Source organism: Acetobacter estunensis (assembly GCF_019083805.1).
Taxonomy (GTDB): Bacteria; Pseudomonadota; Alphaproteobacteria; order Acetobacterales; family Acetobacteraceae; genus Acetobacter; species Acetobacter estunensis_A.
The window spans coordinates 277,256-297,240 of sequence record NZ_JAHRDV010000004.1; the positions used below are offsets into that span (position 1 = coordinate 277,256).

Sequence of the window (19,985 nt, forward strand, 5' to 3'; positions counted from 1 at the left end):
GGCAAGGGCGACCGATGGGGAGGGGTATCGCCCGGTCTGCACGGAGCGCAGCGCAGGAAGATCGGGGACACCCCATCGGGCGGCGTCAGCCCGCTGACGCGCACCGTTGCCAGCGCGAGGGCGGAGCCATTAGCCTGTTCTTTTTTCTGTTTCCAGCACTCCAACTTTCTCCGAAAGCGCGGCGAAGATGTCGGGCTTGCCCATCCTCTCGGGAATTTCGAGCAGCGGGATACCTGCCTTCTGCAAGGCCAGGCGTTTTACTTCCATACGAGCGTCCGCGTCGCCGGACAGGTCGTGGCCCGAACCATTATACTCGACCACCAATACCGGCTGCCCACGACGATTGATCAGAAGGAAATCGACGCGCTTGCCGCTGTAAGAATTAAAGGCCCGCTTCTGACGCGGATCATCCGGGGCATAAGGCGTTTTAATGAAGCCACCCATCGCAACCTCGAAGGCGAAACGCCAGTCGGGCTGCATATTTTTGATCCACTCGTCGATCGCATAGAGCACGCGCACGGCTTCCCGATTGACGGGAGGGACCGCCTTCAGGCTGCATTCACCAATGAAGCGTAACTGGTTCTGCGGATTGGACAGGTCATTTTCCTGTCGGTATTGCCGACGCCGTTCGTCTTCCTGCTGCCGAACAGCGGCCTGCTGCGCCAGGGCCCCTTTCGCGCGGCGCCCCCGAATATAGAATCCAATGGCATATCCGATCGCCAGAAGAATGATCACCTTTTCCACGGCCGATAAGCCTCCCTTTTCTGCGCGATCACCGCCGATTACCGCATGGGCGGTCGTAGGGTCTTCTCAAATCCCCTTGTCCTGTCCTTCATCGTTCCTGTCTCCCCATGACCGGGAAGGTGGACAGAATGGCACGCAAACCCGACAGGATCAGGATCGAGGTGTTCGCCCCCGCCGAGGCGGCGGAGGCGGCCGAAGAGGCGTTACGCCCCTCCAATGAGGCCATCCTTTCCCTCGGCCGCCAGATGGCCCGCGAGCAGTTCGAGCGTGCCCGCGCGCTGGAGCGGAAACAGGTCCGGCAAAACCGATCCCGTCCTATGCGGTAGCTTCCCCTCCCCGGCAGCGTTGCCCCCGGCGAACAACCTCTCGCCGGGCTGTCGTGCATTTTTCTTGTGACCATTATGGTCCCGTGATATAAGGTCAGTCAATGAGGATCATCGCCCGACGCACGCTGAGAGAGTTCGTCGACAGCCTGACGGGCCAGAAGGACCAGCCGGCCGTGAAGGCGGCGCTGGACGCCTGGTTCGCCGAAGTCGGCAAGGCCGCCTGGTCGAGCACCGCCGATGTGAAGCGGCTCTATGCGACGGCCAGTATCGTCAGCGCGGAGCGGATCGTCTTCAACATCAAGGGCAATGCCTATCGCCTGGTCGTGGCGGTCGATTTCGAGAAAAGCATCGTCTGGATAAAATGGATCGGCACACACAGGGCGTATGACAGGATCGACGTGACGGAGGTTGAACATGACGGCTGATCTGAAGCCCATCCGCAACGAGGCGGATTATGACGCGGCCCTCGACGAGGTCGGGCGGCTGTGGGGAGCAAAGAGCGGCACGCCGGACGGCGACAAGCTCGACGTACTGGCGACCCTGATCGATGCCTATGAAGCCAAGTACCATCCGATCGATCCGCCCGATCCGGTGGAGGCGATCCGCTTCCGCATGGAACAGCAGGGCCTCACCCGCAAGGATCTGGAGCCGATGATCGGCCCCCGCAACCGGGTGGCCGATGTGCTGAACCGCAAGCGCGGCCTGTCGATCGACATGATCCGCCAGTTGCATGACGGCCTCGGCATCTCGGCCGAGGTGCTGATCCGGCCGAGCCGGATGGACAAGGTCGCCTGATAAGGAACATCCCCATGACCCGCGTCGCCCTGTATACCCGCTACTCGTCCGACAACCAGCGCGACGCCTCGATCGAGGACCAGTTCCGCATCTGCCGCGAACACGCCAAGCGCGAGCAATGGAAGGTCATCGGAGCCTACAAGGACGCGGGCATTTCCGGCGCCAGCATGATCCTGCGTCCCGGTATCCAGACCTTATTGCAGGATGCCCAGGCCGGACGGTTCGACATCGTGCTTGCTGAGGCACTCGACCGCATCTCCCGCGACCAGGCTGACGTCGCCACCCTGTTCAAGCACCTGAAATTCGCCGGCGTGCCGATCGTCACTCTGGCCGAAGGCGAGATCAGCGAACTGCATGTCGGCCTCAAGGGCACGATGAACGCCCTGTTCCTGAAAGACCTCGCGGCCAAGACCCATCGCGGCCTGCGCGGCCGGGTCGAGGACGGCAAATCCGGCGGCGGACTGTGCTACGGCTATCGCGTCGTCCGACAGTTCGACGCCAAAGGCGAACATATCCGGGGCGATCGCGAGGTCGACGCGCATCAGGCGGAGATCATCCGTCGCATCTTCCGTGACTTCGCCGCCGGCATCGGTCCGCGCGCCATCGCAAAAACCCTGAACGATCAGGGCGTCGCCGGCCCCGAGGGCAAGCTGTGGAGCGACACCACCATCCGGGGCCATGTGAAGCGCGGCACCGGCATCATCAACAACGAATTGTATATCGGTCGGCTGGTCTGGAACCGCCAGCGGTAGGTCAAAGACCCGTCCACCGGCAAGCGCGTCTCACGCCTGAACCCGGAATCAGAATGGGTCATCACAGACGTGCCCGATCTGCGGATCGTCGACGACGCATTGTGGCACGCGACCAAAGCCCGTCAGAGCGTCATCGCCGAGAAATACGTCAACGTCACCGAGGCCGTGCGGGCGCATCACAAACGGAACCGGCTCAACGGCACGCGCCGGCCGAAATCCCTGCTCTCAGGTCTGCTGTTTTGTGGGCTGTGCGGCGGTCCCTACACCTTGCGGGGTTCCGACCGTTTCGCCTGCTCATCCCATGTCACCAACGGTTCCTGCACCAACAGCCGCACCATCCCTCGCCCCGACCTGGAACGTCGGGTGCTCTCCGGTCTCAAGGACCGGATGATGGCGCCGGAGATCGCGGCCGAGGCGATGAGCGCCTATGCCGAGGAGACCAATCGGCTCAACCGCGAGCGCCGGTCCAATGCCGATGTCTGGCAGGTGGAACAGGTGAAGGTCGAGAAACAAATCCGGGGCATCATCGAGGCCATCAAGGAAGGGATGTTCCATCCCAGCATGAAGGCGGAGATGGATACGCTCGAAGCGCGCAAGGCCGAGTTGGTGACACTGCTGTCCGACGTCCCCGACGATGTGCCTGACCTGCTGCCGAGTGCCTCAGCGGTCTACGCCCGCAAGGTCGGCCGCCTGACCGACGCTCTCAACCGCCCCGAGGAACGGCTGGAAGCCGCCGAGGCATTGCGGGCGCTGATCGAGAAGGTCGTGCTCACTCCCGGCCCGAACCGGGGCGAGATCGACGCGATGCTGTATGGAGAACTGGGCACGATCCTGACCTGGATCGAACGGCAAGTCATTGGAAAGGCTAGAAACACGAATACTCCCGGAGCGATGCTCACGGGAGTGTCGGTATCAGTGGTTGCGGGGACAGGATTTGAACCTGTGACCTTCAGGTTATGAGTTCCATTTTTCAAGCTTCGCCAAAGCCGCATCACACCGATTTTAATGCGATAAGATACTGTTTTATTGATGTTTTATATCAGATTACGATACACTCTTCCTAGACCGGGATCGCCTGATTTCGCTCCCAAATGATTCCTATTTGATTCCAGTGATTCCGGCGCTGGGGACAAGAATATGGTCAAGATCACGAAACGTTCCGTCGAGGCCGCCGTCAGGACCGGCAAGGAGTATTTCCTCTGGGATGACGAACTGCGGGGCTTTGGTCTGAGGGTTCATCCCTCGGGTCGGAAAATCTACCTCGCCCAGTTCCGCGCGGGCGGGCGCATCCGCCGCGTCAATATCGGTCCGCATGGTCCGATCACACCGGATCAGGCCCGCACCGAGGCAATGAAGCATCTATCCGACGTCCGGCTCGGCAGCGATCCCGGCGCGCAGCGCGACCGGCTGCGTGCCGCCATGACCATGAAAGAGTTCGGCAGGCGGTTCCTCAACGAGCATGTTGCCTCTCATTGCAAGCCCTCAACCCAATACGAATATGGCCGCTGCGTGAACCTGTTCATTACCCCCAAGCTCGGAATGCTCAAAGTCATCGACGTGACCCGCGCCGATATCGTCGAACTGCACCAGGGGCTGAAAGAGACACCCTATCAGGCCAACCGAATACTGGGCGTGCTGTCGATCATGTTCACTCTGGCTGACACCTGGGGTGTGCGATCGGATGGGATCAATCCGTGCTGGAAGGTGAGGCGTTACAAGGAAGTGAAGCGAGAGCGTTACCTGACACCGGACGAACTGGCCCGGCTGGGCAAAGTGCTCCGCGAGGCGGATGGCGAGCCGGAAGCCGCGACCTGCATCCGCTTGCTCCTGCTGACCGGATGCCGCCTTGGGGAAATTCAAACGCTGAAATGGGACTATGTGGACTTCCATGCGGGTGTCCTGCGCCTGCCGGATTCCAAGACCGGGGCCAAGGTCGCGCCCATCGGCAAGGCGGCCCTGAACGTGTTGGCAGACATTCCCCGGATCGACGGCAATCCCTATGTCGTCACAGGGAAGGTGAAGGGCCAGTATCTGACCGACATCCAGAAACCGTGGCGGCGGCTGCGCGCGCGGGCCGGGCTGCACACGCTACGCATCCACGATTTACGCCATTCCTTCGCCTCAGACGCGCTCCAGCTTGGCGCGGACCTGACCATGATCGGGCGGTTGCTGGGACATGCCCAAGTGCAAACTACGGCGCGGTATGCGCATCTTCAAACAGATCAAATTTCTAAAACAGCAAACATGATATCTACAAATATACTTAAGAAAATCAATGCCAAAAGTTCACATTGAACCTTGTGAGATAAAATAATTCTTCGTATATTCAATTTATTTTTGCCAATGCTCCCTTACAAAAGACGAGACATTTTCAGACAATCCATGCCAAGCTGCCTGTCCATTTGATGCATTTACAACAAATAAACTATCCCCAGCCAATAATGCAGGCAATATGAGATCCCTAGCTTGAGATGCAGTATATAGAGAGTCTACATACCAGAAGGACTGATTAATACGGGCCCAACTCCCTAATTTTTTAATTTTATCAATAACAGCATCATAATTCCTATGTGACTCCTTTAAATCATAGGAGATGTGGATATTATTACTCACCATTTTTGCCTTGAGTTACGTGTCCAAGCATTAGAGAATTTAACTCACCAAAGTTAATTTATACCCAGAAGTTTCTTCCCAACGTAGAATTTTTTGGGGCAAACCGCTAGCGTGAAAATCTTTATAATCGAAGCTCAATCTTACATGACGCTCCACCTCAGCTTTTTTCGTTTGAGAAACCGTTCTTTCCCCTGCCCTTTCTTGTAAAATAATCCCTAATCCTGCAATAAAATCGTGACCATTTGTAAACTGCCATAAATCGAAATCCATAATTTTGTACTTATCAATATACGCAGAAAGCTTTTGCTTATATTCTTTTGTTCGGAATTTACCTTGAGATACACATTCTATCATCAGAGAAACATCAATTGATGATCCATCAAAAAATTTATATATTTCAATATTCTTCAAGCAATATCCCAATTTATGCTTTTCGTTTGCATACCTCATTGCAGATAAAGGTTTGAGGCCTTCTAAAAGAGAAGACAATAGCGCAACACAGCCACCTTCTATTACCAATTTTTTCTCAGAAGCTACTTCCTCCAAGTAGCGGTCGATCACAGACGTTCGACAAACATCCATATCAAAATCATGATTTATTGAGTAAATTAAATCTACACATTCATCCAGCATTTCATCTATGTGATTAAAATCTGCATCTACAAAACCCAGACAATCCTCAAACCCAGACTCCCGCATTATGCTCAAAACGCTTATAACATTGTCTTTCCCATTACATGGGATCAACTCAACTTTTGAACGGTCTATAAATTTGCGATATCTTTTTATATCTGTCCCTCCCTCCATTAGAAAGAAAGCTCCCTTATGACTTTGGCGCTCCATTCGGATCTGTGCGCAAATATCTTTCGGTGTGATATATTTAGTAATTGAGTTCATAGCTAATCTACATCACCCAGTTCGACCACAACATCTTCCCATTCCCCAATAAGTTGCGGCGAATGAGTCGCAAGAAGCACATCAAACTGATTTAATTCAATTATTTTACAGAGATCAGGAATAAATTTCTTTTGCCAAGCCACATGAAGAGACAACTCAGGCTCATCGATAAGGATAAGTGCGTTTTTCTTTAATTCAAATAGAAGCTCGAAAAACATAACTAGCTGGTGCTGCTCACCAGAAGAAAGTTTTTCCAGTGGAATATCTGATGTCCCCGACCTTGAGACCACAAATCCATTCTTCTTGTCAACAACAATACATTTAGGATTAAGTCTATTATCCATTAATTCTTTAAATAACTTAATTCTATTTTTTATTTTATCCAATACATTTAATTTATCCCTTGTATCTCTTACATATACATTCAAAACAGCCGCTATAGATTCATTAATTTTGTCAAAACGCGGCAATGCATCGTCAGATTCTGGATCTAGAATACCAACATCCATTAACTCTTTTCTTAAAGCATCTAATTTTGCCAAATTGTCAGTTAGCTCTTGAGATGGGGTAATATCTCCCTGCTCAAGAACACGCTTTGGAAATGATCGATCAAGAGATTGAGATATCGAAGCATAAGAAGCCAATTCTCTTGCAATGATATTTTTTAGTATGACCGCCTTTTTTGAAATAGTTAAAGTAGATCCCGCATACAAGCCTCTGTAATCGTCCTCTGATAGAACTAACAACCTTTGAGTTTCTATTAAATGACAATCTATTGATTCACATATTTTTAAAAGTCGTCCTGTCGGTCGATCGACTAATGAACGCTTTACACTTTCAGGAATTCTATCGCTATAATTTTCTAAAATATCCTGCAGAGTCAAAACTTCCCTGGATCTATCGTGAATCCATGTTTTCGGACTCATGCGAGTTAAAAATGGTAAAAAATTCTCGATTGATCGACTACCAACACTTACATTATCGTATGAACGCGGTGTCCATATCTCTTCCCCATCATCTTTCTTAAAAGAAGTAATAAATCTTATTCCAAGCGCATCACTAACATCTGTCGCATCGGAATCAGAGTTTATTAGTTTATCTACTACGACAACACTTCCATCATTAAAATAAAATTTCACATCAAGAAATGTTGTTGCATGAAAAAAAGACCAATTGTTAGAAAAAAGCGAATTTATCAACTTCAGACATACAGTCTTGCCAATACCATTCGGTCCTATTAATGCAGTAACATGACCTTCATCGCTAAAAGTTATATCATGGTCAAATTCATCAAATAATTTTCGCACAACAAATCGAGTTAAACGCAACGGTTTATGTTCGGCCACTTTCTATACTCCAAATTTTATTATGAAATATTCACACCTGTTCGTTTTTACAATTTAATCCCTGTTTTATTTATATAAATTCATTTTTATATCTTACTCTTTCGGAGAAAAAAAGATAGCCTTCTGAAAGCAATGTCAGCCGTTCATAAACCGCATAACGAGGATTCAATTTCGGTATTATTAGGCTCCAGCCTCATCTTGAATCTTCTAAATTTTTTGGAGCAAATCAAAGGCGTCTACTCCGAGTGCGTGCGCTAGCCGCTCCACAACCTCAATGGAAGCCGCATACTGGCACCGCTCCAAGGAACTGATGTAGGTCCGGTCGATCTCCGCAAGATGGGCAAGTTCTTCCTGCGATACCCCGCGCTCACGCCGGTATCGTTTGAGCTTTGTTGCCAGAATCTCCCGTATGTTCATACAGGATAGGGCAACCTCTTGCAGAGTATTTAACCACGGAGTATTCTCTACATTCCTAAGCAGACACTCAGGCGCGCGGCACCGACAGGCTTCCTCTTTCGTAGCTCATGAACGGGCTATCACTTTCATGAAGTGAATCATGCGGTTACGTGATGCGACCTTCGCTCTATGCAGGCTCGTTCCATTTCTGAGATCCTCGGCTTCTCACAAAATCAGCGACAAATGGACCTGATCCAGGAGGCCGCCCCATGCCGCTCGACGTCTGGCAATCAGAGACCGACCGCGCCGCCCTCAAACGCCTGGACGAGGCAGGGTTTGCTGGTGCCTTCATGCGGCGCAGGGCCACCTATCGCAAGGATCACACCGAAACGGCGCGGTTGATAGCGCCAGGCGCGCCCAATCCCAACACGGAATGGGATGCCTTCTGCCAGCGCTGGAGGATACGTTTTCCCACATAATCCAGAGATACCCGTCACCCGCGTGCCCGTGATCTGGCGACCGGGCGTCACGTCCAGCGTCATCAGCCTAACGCACGCTATTGATGGCTTCGCACCGCCTCCCCTTCCCTCTTGGCGCTCACTGGGTCGTCTCTTGTTCGATCAGACCGACCAACTGGGCCGTGCCATCGTGGTAGCGACGCCCTCCGCCACGTTCAGTCTTTCCCTTCATGGCGCGGCCGCTGCCTGCCCGGCAGTCCATATCCCTGTTGATCCTTCCTACCGGCAACGAAGTGACGAAGCCGCCCGCTTCTGCGCCCATTTGCTGGGCTATCGCCTACCCGCGCGCCATCCCCGCCGGATCACCCCGACCCGCTGGCGGCAGCTTGCCCTGCGTCTGCATGCTTTCGATCTGGATGCGGCGGGCACCACCCTGCGCGACATTGCGGCGAAACTGCTCGACCCGAATGCACGGACCATGCCTGACGATATCTGGCGCGATTCCGCTCTGCGTACCATGGCCCGCACGCTGCGCGACGAGGGCAGCGCGCTTGTTCATGACTAAACTCTCTCGCTGCTAGACGGACTCTAACCTTTCTCCTTTCTGGCCTTATTCTGCGCTCCATTACGCTTTGGGGGTGGAGGAATTCGCGCACGTCATTTCCTCCACTCCCAGATCGCCTCTTTCCCGTCAGCCTCCCCTTACCGGCTCAGCTTCGCCCCCGAAGCAAGCCACACGCACAGGAAGGCTTTCATGACCGACATCCCGAAACCCAAAACAGGCGCACCCGTGCCGCCGACACAACCACCGTCCGAGGTCGCTGTCCCCGTACGCCCACTCACATCCCCGGCCCGCATCCTGCGCCCCTATCTGCGCGGGGGAGAAGCCGCTGAACTGATCGGGGTCTCCATTCGCACGCTGGAGAAATACCGCTGCACTGGTGGCGGACCGCCGTTTCTGAAGGTTGGTTCTCGCGTTCTCTATCTCCGCGAAGACGTGGAAGCGTGGCTTCAGCGCCATCGCTGCCGCAACACTTCCGACGACAACTATGTCGCCGCCCTGCGTGAAATGCCCTCACGGAGGAACAGACCATGAGAGCGGACGATCCCAACCTAACCACGGTCGAACTGACCTTCATAGAAAAGCGCATCGAACACTGGATCAGGTTCGGCAGGCCGGTCTCCGACCGCGTGCTCGACAAACGCCGCCGCCTGCTGAGTTTCACGCCCGGCAGCACCTTCGGCTTCATCCGCTGGGCCGCCAATGATTACGGCACGGTCGTCTCCTGCCTCGCCATCGTGCGCACTGTAGAACGGGGCACCGCCTTCCAGACCGTACCCTTTGTCTGGCCCGGTGGCGACCTGCTGCTCGACGTATCCGGCTGGCCGCAGGTGAAGCATGTTCTGGAGGTGATCGATCAGATTGAGCGCTACGGCTTCGATCCCTGCGCCGTCTCACCCGATCACTGGCAGCATGTCCATAACCGTATCATCGCCGGGCAGGAACCACGGCCCTACACGCATACCCTGCACGCGGCATGGCTGAAACGTGCGAGGCTGGTGTCATGACCCGGCGCGCCTGGTTCTTCGGCACGTATTTCGTCGTGCTGGCGGTGGGCGCGTCCGCCGCCGTGCATGTTGCGCCCCGGCTGCTGTGGAACAGCACGGCCAGTGTGCCGGTCGGGCTATATCGGCTGCGTTCCAACGGCGACCTGCATGTCGGGGATCTTGCCGCCCTGCGTCTGCCCGACCGGCTGGCCCTGCTGCTGTCACAGCGCGGTTACCTGCCGCTCGGTGTGCCCTTGCTCAAGCCTGTCGCGGCCCTCCCAGGACAGACCGTATGCCGGACAAACGGCAGTATCACGATTGATGGCAAGTCTGTCGGCGAAGCACTGACCAGTGATCACCGAGGTCGTCCGCTGCCCGTCTGGCAAGGCTGTCATCGCCTCTCGCCGGGCGAGATTTTCGTCATGAACCCGGCGGAACCGCGCAGTCTGGACGGGCGCTATTTCGGCCCACTTCCCGCCAGCACGGTGATGGGCCGCGCAATCCCGATCTGGGTCACAGCCGGGCGGACAGCACCGGGCCATGACGAAAGACCGCATCCGCTTCAGTAAGCGCAAACGATCCTCCCCCCAGTTTTCAATTCTTTGTCCTGCGATCCGCAGATCAGGAGAGACGTATCATGATCCGTCTTGGCACGTTCACGCGCACCACAAACGGCTTTTTCGGCCAGATCACCACCTTTCTGATGGAGGATGATCTGTCGATCCTTCCCATCGCAGACCCCACCACAGAGAACACCCCGGATTATCGCGTCCTGCGCGGTCTGGAAGATGACGCCATACAGGTGGGTTGCGCCTGGGCGCGTCAGGGTGAGCGCATCGGGCTGTGGCTGGCGGTGATGATTGATGACCCGCTTTTCGCCCGTCCCCTGCGTGCCCGGCTGCTACCGGACCGGGACGAACACGACACGTTCCATCTGGTCTGGAACCGTCCCCGAACGCCGTCATGATCCGCGTTAAAACAGTGCCCGGTCTGCTGGTGGTCTGCGCCGGGTTTGCGATGCCTATGCAGACGGCCAGCGCCACGCCGTTCGAGACTTACCTCACCGAGGCCGCGACACGGATGCAGATTCCTTCCGCATGGATTGCTGCCGTGATGCAGGCCGAAAGTCAGGGTGATGCCTCAGCGGTATCACCCAAGGGGGCGATGGGCCTCATGCAGATCATGCCGGACACATGGCGGGAACTGCGTCACGCGCTCAACCTTGGGGCTGATCCCTATGACCCGCACGACAATATTACGGCGGGTGCGGCCTATCTTCGGTGGCTGCATGACCGCTACGGCGATGCGGGTTTTCTGGCTGCCTACAATGCTGGGCCAGGGCGGTATGAGCAGCTTCTGACAGCAGGAAAAATGCTGCCCGACGAGACGAGAAAATACGTCGCGAGAGTCGTCCGGTTGCTACATGGGAGGCGGTTTGATGATTTGGCTTCCGGCACTTCTTTTGCAGCCCGAAAGCCCATTGAACCATCATCGGCAAGTCTGTTTTTCTTGCGTCCAGACACATCGAAAAACCCACGTCCGGTGCTGCCGCTTTTTGCGCACGTAATGCAATCCAATGTGCCGCCTTCAGGTCTGTTCATCCCCATTTCGCAAAGGAGCGCGCCGTGACCAGGGATTTACGGCATGAACGGGAAAACCTGTCATCCCATCGGGAGCACTTCGGGTATGCGTCCGGGATTGAGGGGATCAGGAAACATGCAGGAAAGGGAAGGCAAGATAAAACGGCCTGCCACGTCGGGCGACGAGGCGCGGTCGCGCTTCGTCTTCTTGTGTGCATGTCGGGTCGGTCGTGTACAGGGTTTTGGGTTTTACCCAGCTTTCCTGAGGGATTTTCCTGCACAGGGAGGTTCTGATGACCCACGACGAGGATTTCCGGGTCCATCCGGGCCGCATCCGGAGCAAGGGAAGCAGCGCCCGGCCTCGGACCTTTCTGGCGCAGGTGCTTCATGCCTCCCGACGCGCGGGCGGAGGGGCTGGCGGCAACCCCGGAAAGGGAAGAGGCAGCCCGCGCTCCGGCCCCTCGACCTTCGGGCGGGGCCATTCCCGGTTTGGCAGAAGCCGCCTGTTCGACGCCCATCGCCGTGTCACTGTCAAAGCCCGCGTGGTGCGACAATCCGGGCGCGGGACACGACCCGGATCGCTGGGCGACCACCTCGCCTATTTGCGCCGGGATGGCGTCACCCGCGACGGTGAGAAAGCGCACCTGTTCGGACCGGACGGCCAGGAGATGGATGCGGGCGATTTCACCGCGCGCTGCAAAGACGACCGGCATCATTTTCGCTTCATCATCTCGCCCGAGGATGCACCGGAGATGACCGATCTCGACGGCTTCACCCGCGACCTCGTGCAGCAGATGGAAGCCGATCTTGGTACGCGGCTGGACTGGGCCGCCGTGTCGCACTGGAACACCGACAATCCCCATGTGCATCTGATCGTGCGGGGTGTGGATCAGGGTGGGGCTGATCTGGTCATAGCCCGCGATTATATCAGCCACGGGCTGCGCTCACGGGCGGAGGATCTGGTGTCGCTGGAACTGGGGCCACGCGCCGAGCATGAAATCGAAATGGCTCTGCGTCGGGACGTGAACGCGGAACGCTGGACACGCCTTGATGCCGAATTGCAGCGTCATGCCGATGACCTGGGCATCGTGGACCTACGCCCCGACGCTGGGGACGCTCACGGCCTCGGGAATAATGCAATGCATCGCACCCTTCTCACTGGCAGAGCGCAGACGCTGGAACGCATGGGACTGGCCACACCGGAAGGACCGGGAAGATGGTCGCTTGCCCCCGGCATGGAGGACACGCTGCGCGAGATGGGCGCGCGGGGCGACATCATCAAAACCATGCACCGCGCCATGATGGAACGAAGCCGGGATCGGATGATGTCCCCGGGTGATTACGCGATCTCAGGACGTGATCAGTCCATCGCCTTGACGGGGCGGTTGCTGGAGCGCGGGTTGCACAACGAACTGACAGGCGAAGTCTATGCCGTGATCGACGCCACGGACGGGCGCGTGCATCATGTCCGCTTCCCCGGCGTGGACGCCTTCCGCGACGCACCACCCGATGGCGGCATCGTCGAGGTGCGAACTGTCACAGGCAGGACCAGCGGCAGGGAGTATCTGGTCCTGTCCGCGCGTTCCGATCTGGACCTTGCCGCCCAGGTCAAAGCGCCGGGCGCGACATGGTTGGATCACCGGCTGGTGGAGCGCCAGCCGATGGACCTCGCCCGCAACGGCTTCGGGGCCGAGGTACGGCAGGCCATGCGAGAGCGCACCCGGCATCTCGCAGATCGCGGGCTGGCGTCATTCCATGCGGACGGATCGGCGCGCTACCAGCGCAACCTCCTGGCGACGCTGCGTCAGCAGGAACTCGATCAGGTGGGCGCGAAACTCGCGAAGGAAAGCGGACTGGCTTATGAGCGCAGCGTTCCGGGCAACTTTGTCACCGGCCAGTATGTGAAACGCCTGAACCTGTCCTCGGGGCGCTTCGCCATGATCGACAACGGCTTCGGCTTCCAGCTTGTGCCCTGGGCACCGTCTCTGGAGAAACAGCACGACCGCTATGTCGATGGCGTTGCCCGTGATGACGGGGGAGTCGATTGGCGACACGACCGCAAACGCGATCTCGGGATCAGCATGTGATTCACATTGCCCGTTCCTTTTACGCTGTCGTCCGCCTCAGTACGCTCAACGCAGTTTCGGTCTTGTTTCTGAAAACATCCTTCGTTCACATCATGACTTTTCAACGAGGGTTTCCATGCGTGACCGCCTGAACGTCTCCTTGCCCGTCGCCATGATCTCGCAGATCGGCGACCTTGCAGCACGGCGGAAAGTGACGCGCTCCGCCGTGGTAGAGGCGGCGGTCGCCTCGCTCCTGTCACCCGACAGCGCGGAGAAAAGCGAAGCAGCGCTCACGCGGCGTCTGGACCGGCTAACGCGGCAGATGCAACGGCAGGAGCGTGACCTGATGATCGCATTGGAAACGCACGCCCTGTTCGTCCGCTTCTGGCTGGGCCAGATGCCGCCCCTGCCCGCCGAGGCGCAGGCCGCCGCCAATGCGCTGGGACAGGAACGGTTTGCCCGATTTCTGGACACGCTGGGGCGTCGTCTGTCCCAGGGACGGTCGTTCCGCGATGACATCCCGCTCGATATTCCCGCTATGCGCCAGCGGCCTGCTGACAGAGCAGACGAACCACCACCCCGGCCATGACTCCCTGCAATAGCAATCATCCCTCAAGCAGCAGTTTGAGATAGCCGCCTTCGACCAGGGCGATGCCTTCGTCACGCCAGTCCTTGGCAGTCCTGCGCCATGTATGATCGCGCCATTCGTCCAGAGGCATGGTCAGGGCGCGGGGATTGATGAGGACAGCAGCAATCCGGCGTTCATCCGCTCCGGCCCGATGCAGGTCATAGGCATGCAGGCAGCGGATCAGATGCAGGGATCGAAACGGCGTGATGACCGGCGGCACACGCGATGGCAGCCTGAAACCCAGATGATGGGCCACGAAGCGCCCGGCTTCGTACCAGCGGCTTCGATAATGGGGATCGATCGGGATCACGACAGCGGGGCGCTTCGCAGCAGCGGGGTCGTCCAGCAGGAAGAAAAATGTCCCGAAGGTACCGGTCACTGTCACAGAACGCCCGGCATCATCCTCGCTGTCGAATAAGACACGCCCCATCGCCTCGAAATCCAGAGAGCGTAGGTCAGTAAAACCGCGTGGCGCATCCGTCAGGTTGATGATCCGTGTTGTGTCTTCTCTGCGCCAGATCACGGGTTTTCGGGTTATGGGGATGTCCGGATCATGGACAAAACTGTAACCTCCATCGGTCACGGAACGCCGCCCACAGGAGAGAAGGATTGGCGCTGGCTCCGGCCCGCAGCAAAGTATCCCTATAATCGCTGACATAGCGGCACCAGCGGCGCATGAAGGCCCCGGCAAGGGCGGAGGCTGACAGGGTTCTGAGAATGGCCAGATCGGCCTCGGAATACCAGATGTCCAGTGGCATGAGGGACGGTCCTTATCGGCTGGGGAGCTACCGACCCGGCGCGACAAAACACGCCGCATCTGTCAGGCAGCCCCGTGTTTTTTGTTACATTGAGTTCTCATACTTGCGGCTTGGCCCCACGCATGTTGCACAGAGCCATCCGACGAATTTGACAGGGGGCGCCCCACGATTGTCGCATGGGACGCCCTACGCATATTGCAGCGGCGTTGCCCCACGACTTTGGCATCGAGACGAGAGGTAATACATTGAATCTAAATAAGGAACATCGGTGCAGTTTCGGGCGGGGAAATTTCACCAACTATACGAAAGATTCCCATAGAGACGACGCGCCTGACCGTAATGACATTGAGCTGCAGAACTAAGGTAGCATGAAGCAAGATATCGCTTGTTGGTTAAGTTTGAAATGGATAGTTGTGCACGTAACCCCTTCAAGGCTGGGACAAGATTTGAAAAATCATAATGTGCCCCCATGTCGAACAATGTGAAAGCAGGAATTTTGAATGAGTTTGCACTATCCGGGTATGTAAACCCGACGTACCTAACCCCAAAATTAAATCCAATTCCTTTAAATATTCTTGTCGGCGGAGTGTAATCCACAAACAGGTTAGTCATGTTTCGTGGCGTCTGTCCTACATTTTTTCCTTTAATGGGTACATACCCTTTTGAATTTCCATAAATATCAATGCTTTGTCCTAGTATTCCGTTACTGGCGAAACGCGTGTCGTTGTAGCTATAGGATGCAGTAAGATGAAGATTTTTTGTGACATTAGCATGTGCTGAGAACTCCATTCCTTTCGATACCACTTTTCCCCAATCCCGCTCGTAACCATTATGCTCATCATCGGATGCCGCATAATGATTCTCTTTGATATGGTAAGCAGCAGCCGTGAGGAAAATGTCCGTATGCGGAATTAAATATTTCAATCCAGCCTCAAATTGCTTGCCCGTTAATGGAGCTAATACTTGTCCGGCAAAATTTGTTATATAAGTTTGCGGGACAAAGGAAGTTGCATAGCTAAAATATGGTGTTAAGCCAAAATCAAAAGTATATGTGAGCCCAGCTCTCCATGTGAAATGCGACGGACTCCCTGATTCTCCCTTTCCTTTCGTCATGGGTTGAGAGTAATTTATTTTTGGGTAGTTATATCCACTATAGAAGACGCTACTTTCCGAAACCCAGTCCTGTCTTCCACCCAACAATACGGATAGATTACCAAATTTTATCTGGTCTTGAAAATAGATACCTTCTTGAAAATGACTGCCGTTAGAAATTGAACTGTATACATTATTGGATCCAGATAGACTATAATTTGGCTGTGAAAAATCCCAACTTGGGTTGAAAATGCCTATTGGATAAGTACTGAAGTCGTAAGAATAAGTAGAATCCCATGTGACATGACGGAAATCGATTCCTGCTACTAAGGTATGGTGAATCGATCCTGTCGCAAGTTTTCCGATAATACGTGTATCCAACCCCGCAGTTATATGTTTCGCATGTGAATACCATGCATTATTATTCCATGTATCATTCGTGATATCTATAGATTTTCCAAAAGTTTGATTGTACGTCTGGGTAGAGTTTTCGTAACGAAAATTTTGTTGAAATTCGAGATTTTTATTAAATTTATGCGAAACTTGGTATTCAAAAGCAGCTTCCTTGCTTGGGCTTGATGAACGAGGGTTACCAAGATTGCTTGAGCGAGGAATATATTTACCGTTAAGTCGAACAGCGGTTCCAGCATAAGGGTATCCTGCCCAGTAAGTACCTTCATCTGGCGTGTACATATAACTTCCCAGCAGAGTTAATGTTGTTTTGTCATCAATTTTCCATTTGATTGATGGAAGAATACCTACTCTTTCATATCTTATATAGTCGGTTTGAGTTCCCTGGGTTACGCCAATACCTGCAATTCGGTATTGTAAATTTCCAGATTTAGTGATATTGTCGCCGACATCAAACGAGGCCTGATATCGCCCCCAGTTCCCAAAACCCAATGTGACATTCCGTATACGTGTATCCGTCGGTTGTTTCAATCGGGTAGATATCAACCCCCCTGCACTAGTTTGTCCGTAGAGAACTGAAGCAGGGCCATTGATAGCCTCCACGCGTTCGACAAAAGCTGTTTCGCCAGCTGATATTGAGTTTGACATAATACCGTCGACAAACTGGCTAGAAGCAAAGCCTCTCATGAGAATGGAAGTAGTTGTCCCAGAGCCAGTAACATTTTGCGTTTGCCCACCCGCTTCAGAGGTTCCTCCTACATTCCCATAAACACCAGGCATGTAACGTAGAGCTTCTTCAATATTTTGCGGCTGTTGGTCCAAAATTTGTTGTTTTGTTATAACGTGAATAGAATTTGGGATTTCCCATAAGGGCGTATCGGTCTTCGTGCCTGCGTCGGTATAGGTTGCAACGTAGCCGTTCCCAGGTCCTATAGCTGCCGCGTGGGCGTTAAAACTACCCCCGACACGAACGGGACCAAGCGTGATATTGGCGGATGCTTTCACAAGCGTCACAACATTCCCTGAAAGACGATAGGTCAGCCCCGTGCCTGCAAGCAACTGTCCTAGTGCCTGCTGCGCACTCATACGCCCCGTCACACCTGGAGACGACAAACCCTGAATAACGGACGTCTCTACCGAAACCTGCTTTCCAGACTGCGCCCCAAAAGACGTCAACGCCCTTGCGAGGGGCCCCGCAGGAACGGAAAAGCTTTTTGACTGGTCAGCGGTCATCGCAGATGAGACTACCGTTTGAGCAAAAGCACCTGATGCTCCAGCAACGGAAGCCAATGCCGAGCCTGTCATCAGAATTGCAGCTATAATTTTTCGGTCAGCACCGACACTCACGTTCCGTCGCAACGGCATTGTTTCCCTTACTGTGCTTTACGTAGCAGGGGACGTGCCGTTAATGCGACTGCATTGCAGTTTCATCCCCTACTTGAGCGACGGGTGCCGAGAAATTTTTTTCCCTCTTTTTTATGATCGGATACGAAAAAATTAGAAATCGGAGATAATGACAAACCAAGGCGTCACATGCCTTACGGCTACACCCTCATGAGCCTGCGCCAAGGCGTGCAGGGCTCCGAGTGGGTTATTCAGGTCATAAACCCCTGTAACCCGCCGTGCAGCGAAGTCTGAACTGGCAAGCACAATCATCCCTTTGAAGTAGGGACGGAGTTTTTCCACCACATCAGCCACCGGCTGATCATTAGCGATCAACTGCCCATGTCGCCATGAGGCGATTTCGGTCCCGTCAGCATTCGTACGATGGAAACCGCCCTTCCAGCCTACGTGGATCTCCTGTCCCGCATGCAAACGCTCTGAAACCCCAAAAGACGGAGAAGCGTCTACCTGCACAGATCCCTGCGCAACCGCAACATCCGTACTATCTGCCCCGAAGCCGACTTCAAACGCAGTGCCAATATCTGTCGTGCGGACACTATGAGCATCCACGGCAAACAGGCGCGTTGCGTCATGTGTCACTTCAAAAAAAGCACGACCTTTCAAAAGACGAATATGCCGTTGTGCCCCTTTATAATCCACGGCAATAGCGCTCTGAGGAGCTAGCTCTACGTCTGTACCATCTGCAAGCCGGATCGACTGTTGTTGGGCCGTGCCTGTTGTATAATCAGCTTGCCACCAAAGAAGAGCGCTCGGAGCTATCAGTAGGACGAGACAGGCGGCGAGCGCCATCCCTGCACCAACTACCGGAACCATTCGCCTCAATAGGATGCGCTGCGATGGCAAAGGAGCGACCTCGTCCGCTACGTCTCGTGCTTCAAACACACGGACGGCAGCACCTTCATTCGCCGCTGCGGGACCGATCAGATCATAGGCTTGCGCGGTCTCGGTCCAGGCTTTTCTATTGGCTGGGTGAGCAGAAAGCCATTCAGCGAAACGGGTGCGAAGATCGGGATCATCAGGCTCATCTTCCAAAAAGATAAGCCAGTCAGTTGCTTCCCTTATTGCCCGTTCGTCTTCGCTCTCTATCCCTGCCGTCATCCCTCTCCCGATACTCAAGCATCATGTTGGCCGTCGCATGTCCGAACATGGACTAAGTCAGTCCCTACTTCATAAACGAAGCAGCGTAGATTTTTTTCTATAATGATTTATGGGAACGACTTCAGGCGTCTCCGGCAATGGGCAACGCCTTCGGCGATCAGAGTATGGGCACGTGTTACAGAGATTCCCAACCGTGCGGCCACCTCCCTGGTCTTCAATCCTTCAAGACGGTGTAATTCCACGGCTATTCTTGTGCGCTCTGGGAGTTCTGCAAGAGCATCCCGCACAATGGCCAGTTGCTGGCGATGCAGAATCTCGACTTCCGGAACGGCCCGCTCATCTGATTGAAGATGAGTTGTCTCGCTTCCATTGTCAGAAATCACATAACGGCTACGACTGATATGTGCCCGTCTACCGTCAAGAGCAATATTTCGGACAATGCGAAAGAGATAGCGTAACGGTTCACGAACAAAATTCGGATCAGCCTGAGAGACAGTCGAGAAACGAACCCACGCTTCCTGAACGATATCCTCGCTTTGCGTCGTAGTCCCCGTGACAGCGGTCGCATAGTCGACCAGCCGTTTACGGTTCTGCACGAACAGGCTCAGATTGTCCTTCTCGCTGTCCAAAGGTGCGCTGTCCACTTCATCACGCGGTCATACGAATCCGCTTCACCACATTAAGAACCATTCTTATTTGGTAGCTACGTGAGGACGGATTGGAAGGCAAGCAGAAGGTTCGCGGGTCGGCTCTGTGCTGTGTGGCCTGGCCCGATTCCTTCCCTTCCCGGCCCTCTGGCTGCGTGCCTTGTGCGCATCGTTGCTACGCGTTTTTTCTCCGCCGTTTGATTCCTATATGATTCCAGTTAGTGCTCTGGAACGCCAAAAGGCCGCTTGCGCGGCCTTTTAAGGTATTGATTTCGTTTAGAAATTTTGGTTGCGGGGATAGGATTTGAACCTATGACCTTCAGGTTATGAGCCTGACGAGCTACCGGGCTGCTCCACCCCGCGGTGGTAGTGTGTTTGTAAGATGGATTGGAAGACCTGGCGGCGACCGACTTTCCCACGGCTTAA

Annotated in this window: 24 protein-coding genes and 1 tRNA gene; 15 read left to right on the plus strand and 10 right to left on the minus strand. The window is 54.7% G+C overall.

Annotated features, from left to right (window positions below; genetic code table 11):
- Nucleotides 1-129: 129 nt before the first annotated feature.
- Nucleotides 130-744 carry a DUF2726 domain-containing protein gene (locus KUA11_RS07565; RefSeq protein ID WP_217409703.1) on the minus strand — a complete coding sequence of 205 codons (615 nt, stop codon included), beginning with the start codon at nucleotides 742-744 and terminating at the stop codon, nucleotides 130-132.
- 128 nt (nucleotides 745-872) lie between these two features.
- On the opposite strand from KUA11_RS07565, the gene KUA11_RS07570 reads away from it, so the two are divergent.
- The 6 genes from KUA11_RS07570 to KUA11_RS07590 all read left to right on the plus strand — a co-directional run bounded on the left by KUA11_RS07570 (nucleotide 873) and on the right by KUA11_RS07590 (nucleotide 4,912).
- Nucleotides 873-1,070 (plus strand): hypothetical protein, encoded by a 198-nt coding sequence (locus tag KUA11_RS07570; RefSeq protein WP_254454764.1) that lies wholly within the window; start codon nucleotides 873-875, stop codon nucleotides 1,068-1,070.
- A 101-nt stretch (nucleotides 1,071-1,171) separates the two neighbouring features.
- The gene (locus KUA11_RS07575) at nucleotides 1,172-1,495 is read left to right on the plus strand and encodes a type II toxin-antitoxin system HigB family toxin (RefSeq protein WP_217409705.1); all 324 of its coding nucleotides are present in this window, start codon (nucleotides 1,172-1,174) and stop codon (nucleotides 1,493-1,495) included.
- A complete protein-coding gene (locus KUA11_RS07580) occupies nucleotides 1,485-1,865 on the plus strand; it encodes a helix-turn-helix domain-containing protein (RefSeq protein WP_217409706.1) in 381 nt (126 codons plus the stop codon). The genes KUA11_RS07575 and KUA11_RS07580 overlap by 11 nt, the downstream gene beginning before the upstream one ends.
- Nucleotides 1,866-1,879: 14 nt before the next feature.
- On the plus strand, nucleotides 1,880-2,617 hold the full coding sequence (locus KUA11_RS17490; RefSeq protein ID WP_254454743.1) for a recombinase family protein: 738 nt from the start codon (nucleotides 1,880-1,882) through the stop codon (nucleotides 2,615-2,617).
- A 69-nt stretch (nucleotides 2,618-2,686) separates the two neighbouring features.
- On the plus strand, nucleotides 2,687-3,577 hold the full coding sequence (locus KUA11_RS17495) for a recombinase zinc ribbon domain-containing protein (protein ID WP_368040959.1): 891 nt from the start codon (nucleotides 2,687-2,689) through the stop codon (nucleotides 3,575-3,577).
- A gap of 177 nt (nucleotides 3,578-3,754) precedes the next feature.
- Nucleotides 3,755-4,912: a site-specific integrase gene (locus tag KUA11_RS07590; protein WP_217409707.1), complete on the plus strand. Its 1,158-nt coding sequence runs from the start codon at nucleotides 3,755-3,757 to the stop codon at nucleotides 4,910-4,912.
- Nucleotides 4,913-5,269: 357 nt separating this feature from the next.
- Here KUA11_RS07590 and KUA11_RS07595 read toward each other — a convergent pair whose 3' ends face one another.
- The 3 genes from KUA11_RS07595 to KUA11_RS07605 form a co-directional block, all read right to left on the minus strand.
- Nucleotides 5,270-6,127: a DUF4435 domain-containing protein gene (locus KUA11_RS07595; RefSeq protein ID WP_217409708.1), complete on the minus strand. Its 858-nt coding sequence runs from the start codon at nucleotides 6,125-6,127 to the stop codon at nucleotides 5,270-5,272.
- A gap of 2 nt (nucleotides 6,128-6,129) precedes the next feature.
- Nucleotides 6,130-7,473, minus strand: a complete 1,344-nt coding sequence (locus KUA11_RS07600) for an AAA family ATPase (RefSeq protein WP_217409709.1) — start codon at nucleotides 7,471-7,473, stop codon at nucleotides 6,130-6,132.
- A gap of 207 nt (nucleotides 7,474-7,680) precedes the next feature.
- Nucleotides 7,681-7,890 carry a helix-turn-helix domain-containing protein gene (locus tag KUA11_RS07605; protein WP_217409710.1) on the minus strand — a complete coding sequence of 70 codons (210 nt, stop codon included), beginning with the start codon at nucleotides 7,888-7,890 and terminating at the stop codon, nucleotides 7,681-7,683.
- Between the two features lie 248 nt (nucleotides 7,891-8,138).
- On the opposite strand from KUA11_RS07605, the gene KUA11_RS07610 reads away from it, so the two are divergent.
- From KUA11_RS07610 to KUA11_RS07650, 9 genes are all read left to right on the plus strand, one after another.
- Nucleotides 8,139-8,348: a transcriptional regulator domain-containing protein gene (locus KUA11_RS07610; RefSeq protein ID WP_217409711.1), complete on the plus strand. Its 210-nt coding sequence runs from the start codon at nucleotides 8,139-8,141 to the stop codon at nucleotides 8,346-8,348.
- 22 nt (nucleotides 8,349-8,370) lie between these two features.
- Nucleotides 8,371-8,892, plus strand: coding sequence for a DNA -binding domain-containing protein (locus tag KUA11_RS07615; protein ID WP_217409712.1), 522 nt, complete (start codon nucleotides 8,371-8,373; stop codon nucleotides 8,890-8,892).
- A 189-nt stretch (nucleotides 8,893-9,081) separates the two neighbouring features.
- Complete coding sequence (locus tag KUA11_RS07620; protein WP_217409713.1) at nucleotides 9,082-9,423, plus strand: helix-turn-helix domain-containing protein; 342 nt, start codon at nucleotides 9,082-9,084, stop codon at nucleotides 9,421-9,423.
- Nucleotides 9,420-9,896, plus strand: a complete 477-nt coding sequence (locus KUA11_RS07625) for a DUF2840 domain-containing protein (protein ID WP_217409714.1) — start codon at nucleotides 9,420-9,422, stop codon at nucleotides 9,894-9,896. The genes KUA11_RS07620 and KUA11_RS07625 overlap by 4 nt, the downstream gene beginning before the upstream one ends.
- On the plus strand, nucleotides 9,893-10,444 hold the full coding sequence (locus KUA11_RS07630) for a S26 family signal peptidase (protein WP_217409715.1): 552 nt from the start codon (nucleotides 9,893-9,895) through the stop codon (nucleotides 10,442-10,444). Before KUA11_RS07625 ends, KUA11_RS07630 begins: the two co-directional genes overlap by 4 nt.
- Before the next feature lie 68 nt (nucleotides 10,445-10,512).
- Complete coding sequence (locus KUA11_RS07635) at nucleotides 10,513-10,842, plus strand: DUF736 domain-containing protein (protein WP_172156497.1); 330 nt, start codon at nucleotides 10,513-10,515, stop codon at nucleotides 10,840-10,842.
- A gap of 50 nt (nucleotides 10,843-10,892) precedes the next feature.
- A complete protein-coding gene (locus KUA11_RS07640) occupies nucleotides 10,893-11,504 on the plus strand; it encodes a lytic transglycosylase domain-containing protein (protein WP_254454767.1) in 612 nt (203 codons plus the stop codon).
- Nucleotides 11,505-11,748: 244 nt separating this feature from the next.
- A complete protein-coding gene (locus tag KUA11_RS07645) occupies nucleotides 11,749-13,542 on the plus strand; it encodes a relaxase/mobilization nuclease domain-containing protein (RefSeq protein WP_217409717.1) in 1,794 nt (597 codons plus the stop codon).
- A gap of 115 nt (nucleotides 13,543-13,657) precedes the next feature.
- On the plus strand, nucleotides 13,658-14,110 hold the full coding sequence (locus tag KUA11_RS07650; protein WP_217409718.1) for a CopG family transcriptional regulator: 453 nt from the start codon (nucleotides 13,658-13,660) through the stop codon (nucleotides 14,108-14,110).
- Nucleotides 14,111-14,126: 16 nt separating this feature from the next.
- Here the strand turns inward: KUA11_RS07650 and KUA11_RS07655 are convergent, their stop codons facing one another.
- The 6 genes from KUA11_RS07655 to KUA11_RS07680 form a co-directional block, all read right to left on the minus strand.
- Entirely contained in the window at nucleotides 14,127-14,732 is a 606-nt protein-coding gene (locus KUA11_RS07655) for a DUF2285 domain-containing protein (protein ID WP_217409719.1), read from the minus strand.
- Nucleotides 14,701-14,907: a transcriptional regulator domain-containing protein gene (locus tag KUA11_RS07660; RefSeq protein ID WP_217409720.1), complete on the minus strand. Its 207-nt coding sequence runs from the start codon at nucleotides 14,905-14,907 to the stop codon at nucleotides 14,701-14,703. The genes KUA11_RS07655 and KUA11_RS07660 overlap by 32 nt, the downstream gene beginning before the upstream one ends.
- A 291-nt stretch (nucleotides 14,908-15,198) precedes the next feature.
- On the minus strand, nucleotides 15,199-17,757 hold the full coding sequence (locus KUA11_RS07665) for a TonB-dependent siderophore receptor (protein ID WP_368040961.1): 2,559 nt from the start codon (nucleotides 17,755-17,757) through the stop codon (nucleotides 15,199-15,201).
- A 150-nt stretch (nucleotides 17,758-17,907) separates the two neighbouring features.
- Entirely contained in the window at nucleotides 17,908-18,912 is a 1,005-nt protein-coding gene (locus KUA11_RS07670) for a FecR family protein (RefSeq protein WP_217409722.1), read from the minus strand.
- Between the two features lie 107 nt (nucleotides 18,913-19,019).
- Nucleotides 19,020-19,541, minus strand: a complete 522-nt coding sequence (locus KUA11_RS07675) for a sigma-70 family RNA polymerase sigma factor (protein ID WP_217409723.1) — start codon at nucleotides 19,539-19,541, stop codon at nucleotides 19,020-19,022.
- Nucleotides 19,542-19,845: 304 nt separating this feature from the next.
- Nucleotides 19,846-19,922 (minus strand) — tRNA-Met (locus KUA11_RS07680).
- Between the last annotated feature and the right edge of the window lie 63 nt (nucleotides 19,923-19,985).

Coding starts and splice junctions, on each gene's coding strand:
- KUA11_RS07620 (WP_217409713.1), top strand. CDS start 9,082: ATGACCGACATCCCGAAACCCAAAACAGGCGCACCCGTGCCGCCGACA.
- KUA11_RS07595 (WP_217409708.1), bottom strand. CDS start 6,127: ATGAACTCAATTACTAAATATATCACACCGAAAGATATTTGCGCACAG.
- KUA11_RS07625 (WP_217409714.1), top strand. CDS start 9,420: ATGAGAGCGGACGATCCCAACCTAACCACGGTCGAACTGACCTTCATA.
- KUA11_RS07670 (WP_217409722.1), bottom strand. CDS start 18,912: ATGACGGCAGGGATAGAGAGCGAAGACGAACGGGCAATAAGGGAAGCA.
- KUA11_RS07580 (WP_217409706.1), top strand. CDS start 1,485: ATGACGGCTGATCTGAAGCCCATCCGCAACGAGGCGGATTATGACGCG.
- KUA11_RS07610 (WP_217409711.1), top strand. CDS start 8,139: ATGCCGCTCGACGTCTGGCAATCAGAGACCGACCGCGCCGCCCTCAAA.
- KUA11_RS07635 (WP_172156497.1), top strand. CDS start 10,513: ATGATCCGTCTTGGCACGTTCACGCGCACCACAAACGGCTTTTTCGGC.
- KUA11_RS07650 (WP_217409718.1), top strand. CDS start 13,658: ATGCGTGACCGCCTGAACGTCTCCTTGCCCGTCGCCATGATCTCGCAG.
- KUA11_RS07570 (WP_254454764.1), top strand. CDS start 873: ATGGCACGCAAACCCGACAGGATCAGGATCGAGGTGTTCGCCCCCGCC.
- KUA11_RS07575 (WP_217409705.1), top strand. CDS start 1,172: ATGAGGATCATCGCCCGACGCACGCTGAGAGAGTTCGTCGACAGCCTG.
- KUA11_RS07645 (WP_217409717.1), top strand. CDS start 11,749: ATGACCCACGACGAGGATTTCCGGGTCCATCCGGGCCGCATCCGGAGC.
- KUA11_RS07630 (WP_217409715.1), top strand. CDS start 9,893: ATGACCCGGCGCGCCTGGTTCTTCGGCACGTATTTCGTCGTGCTGGCG.
- KUA11_RS07660 (WP_217409720.1), bottom strand. CDS start 14,907: ATGCCACTGGACATCTGGTATTCCGAGGCCGATCTGGCCATTCTCAGA.
- KUA11_RS07590 (WP_217409707.1), top strand. CDS start 3,755: ATGGTCAAGATCACGAAACGTTCCGTCGAGGCCGCCGTCAGGACCGGC.
- KUA11_RS07640 (WP_254454767.1), top strand. CDS start 10,893: ATGCCTATGCAGACGGCCAGCGCCACGCCGTTCGAGACTTACCTCACC.
- KUA11_RS17490 (WP_254454743.1), top strand. CDS start 1,880: ATGACCCGCGTCGCCCTGTATACCCGCTACTCGTCCGACAACCAGCGC.
- KUA11_RS07605 (WP_217409710.1), bottom strand. CDS start 7,890: ATGAACATACGGGAGATTCTGGCAACAAAGCTCAAACGATACCGGCGT.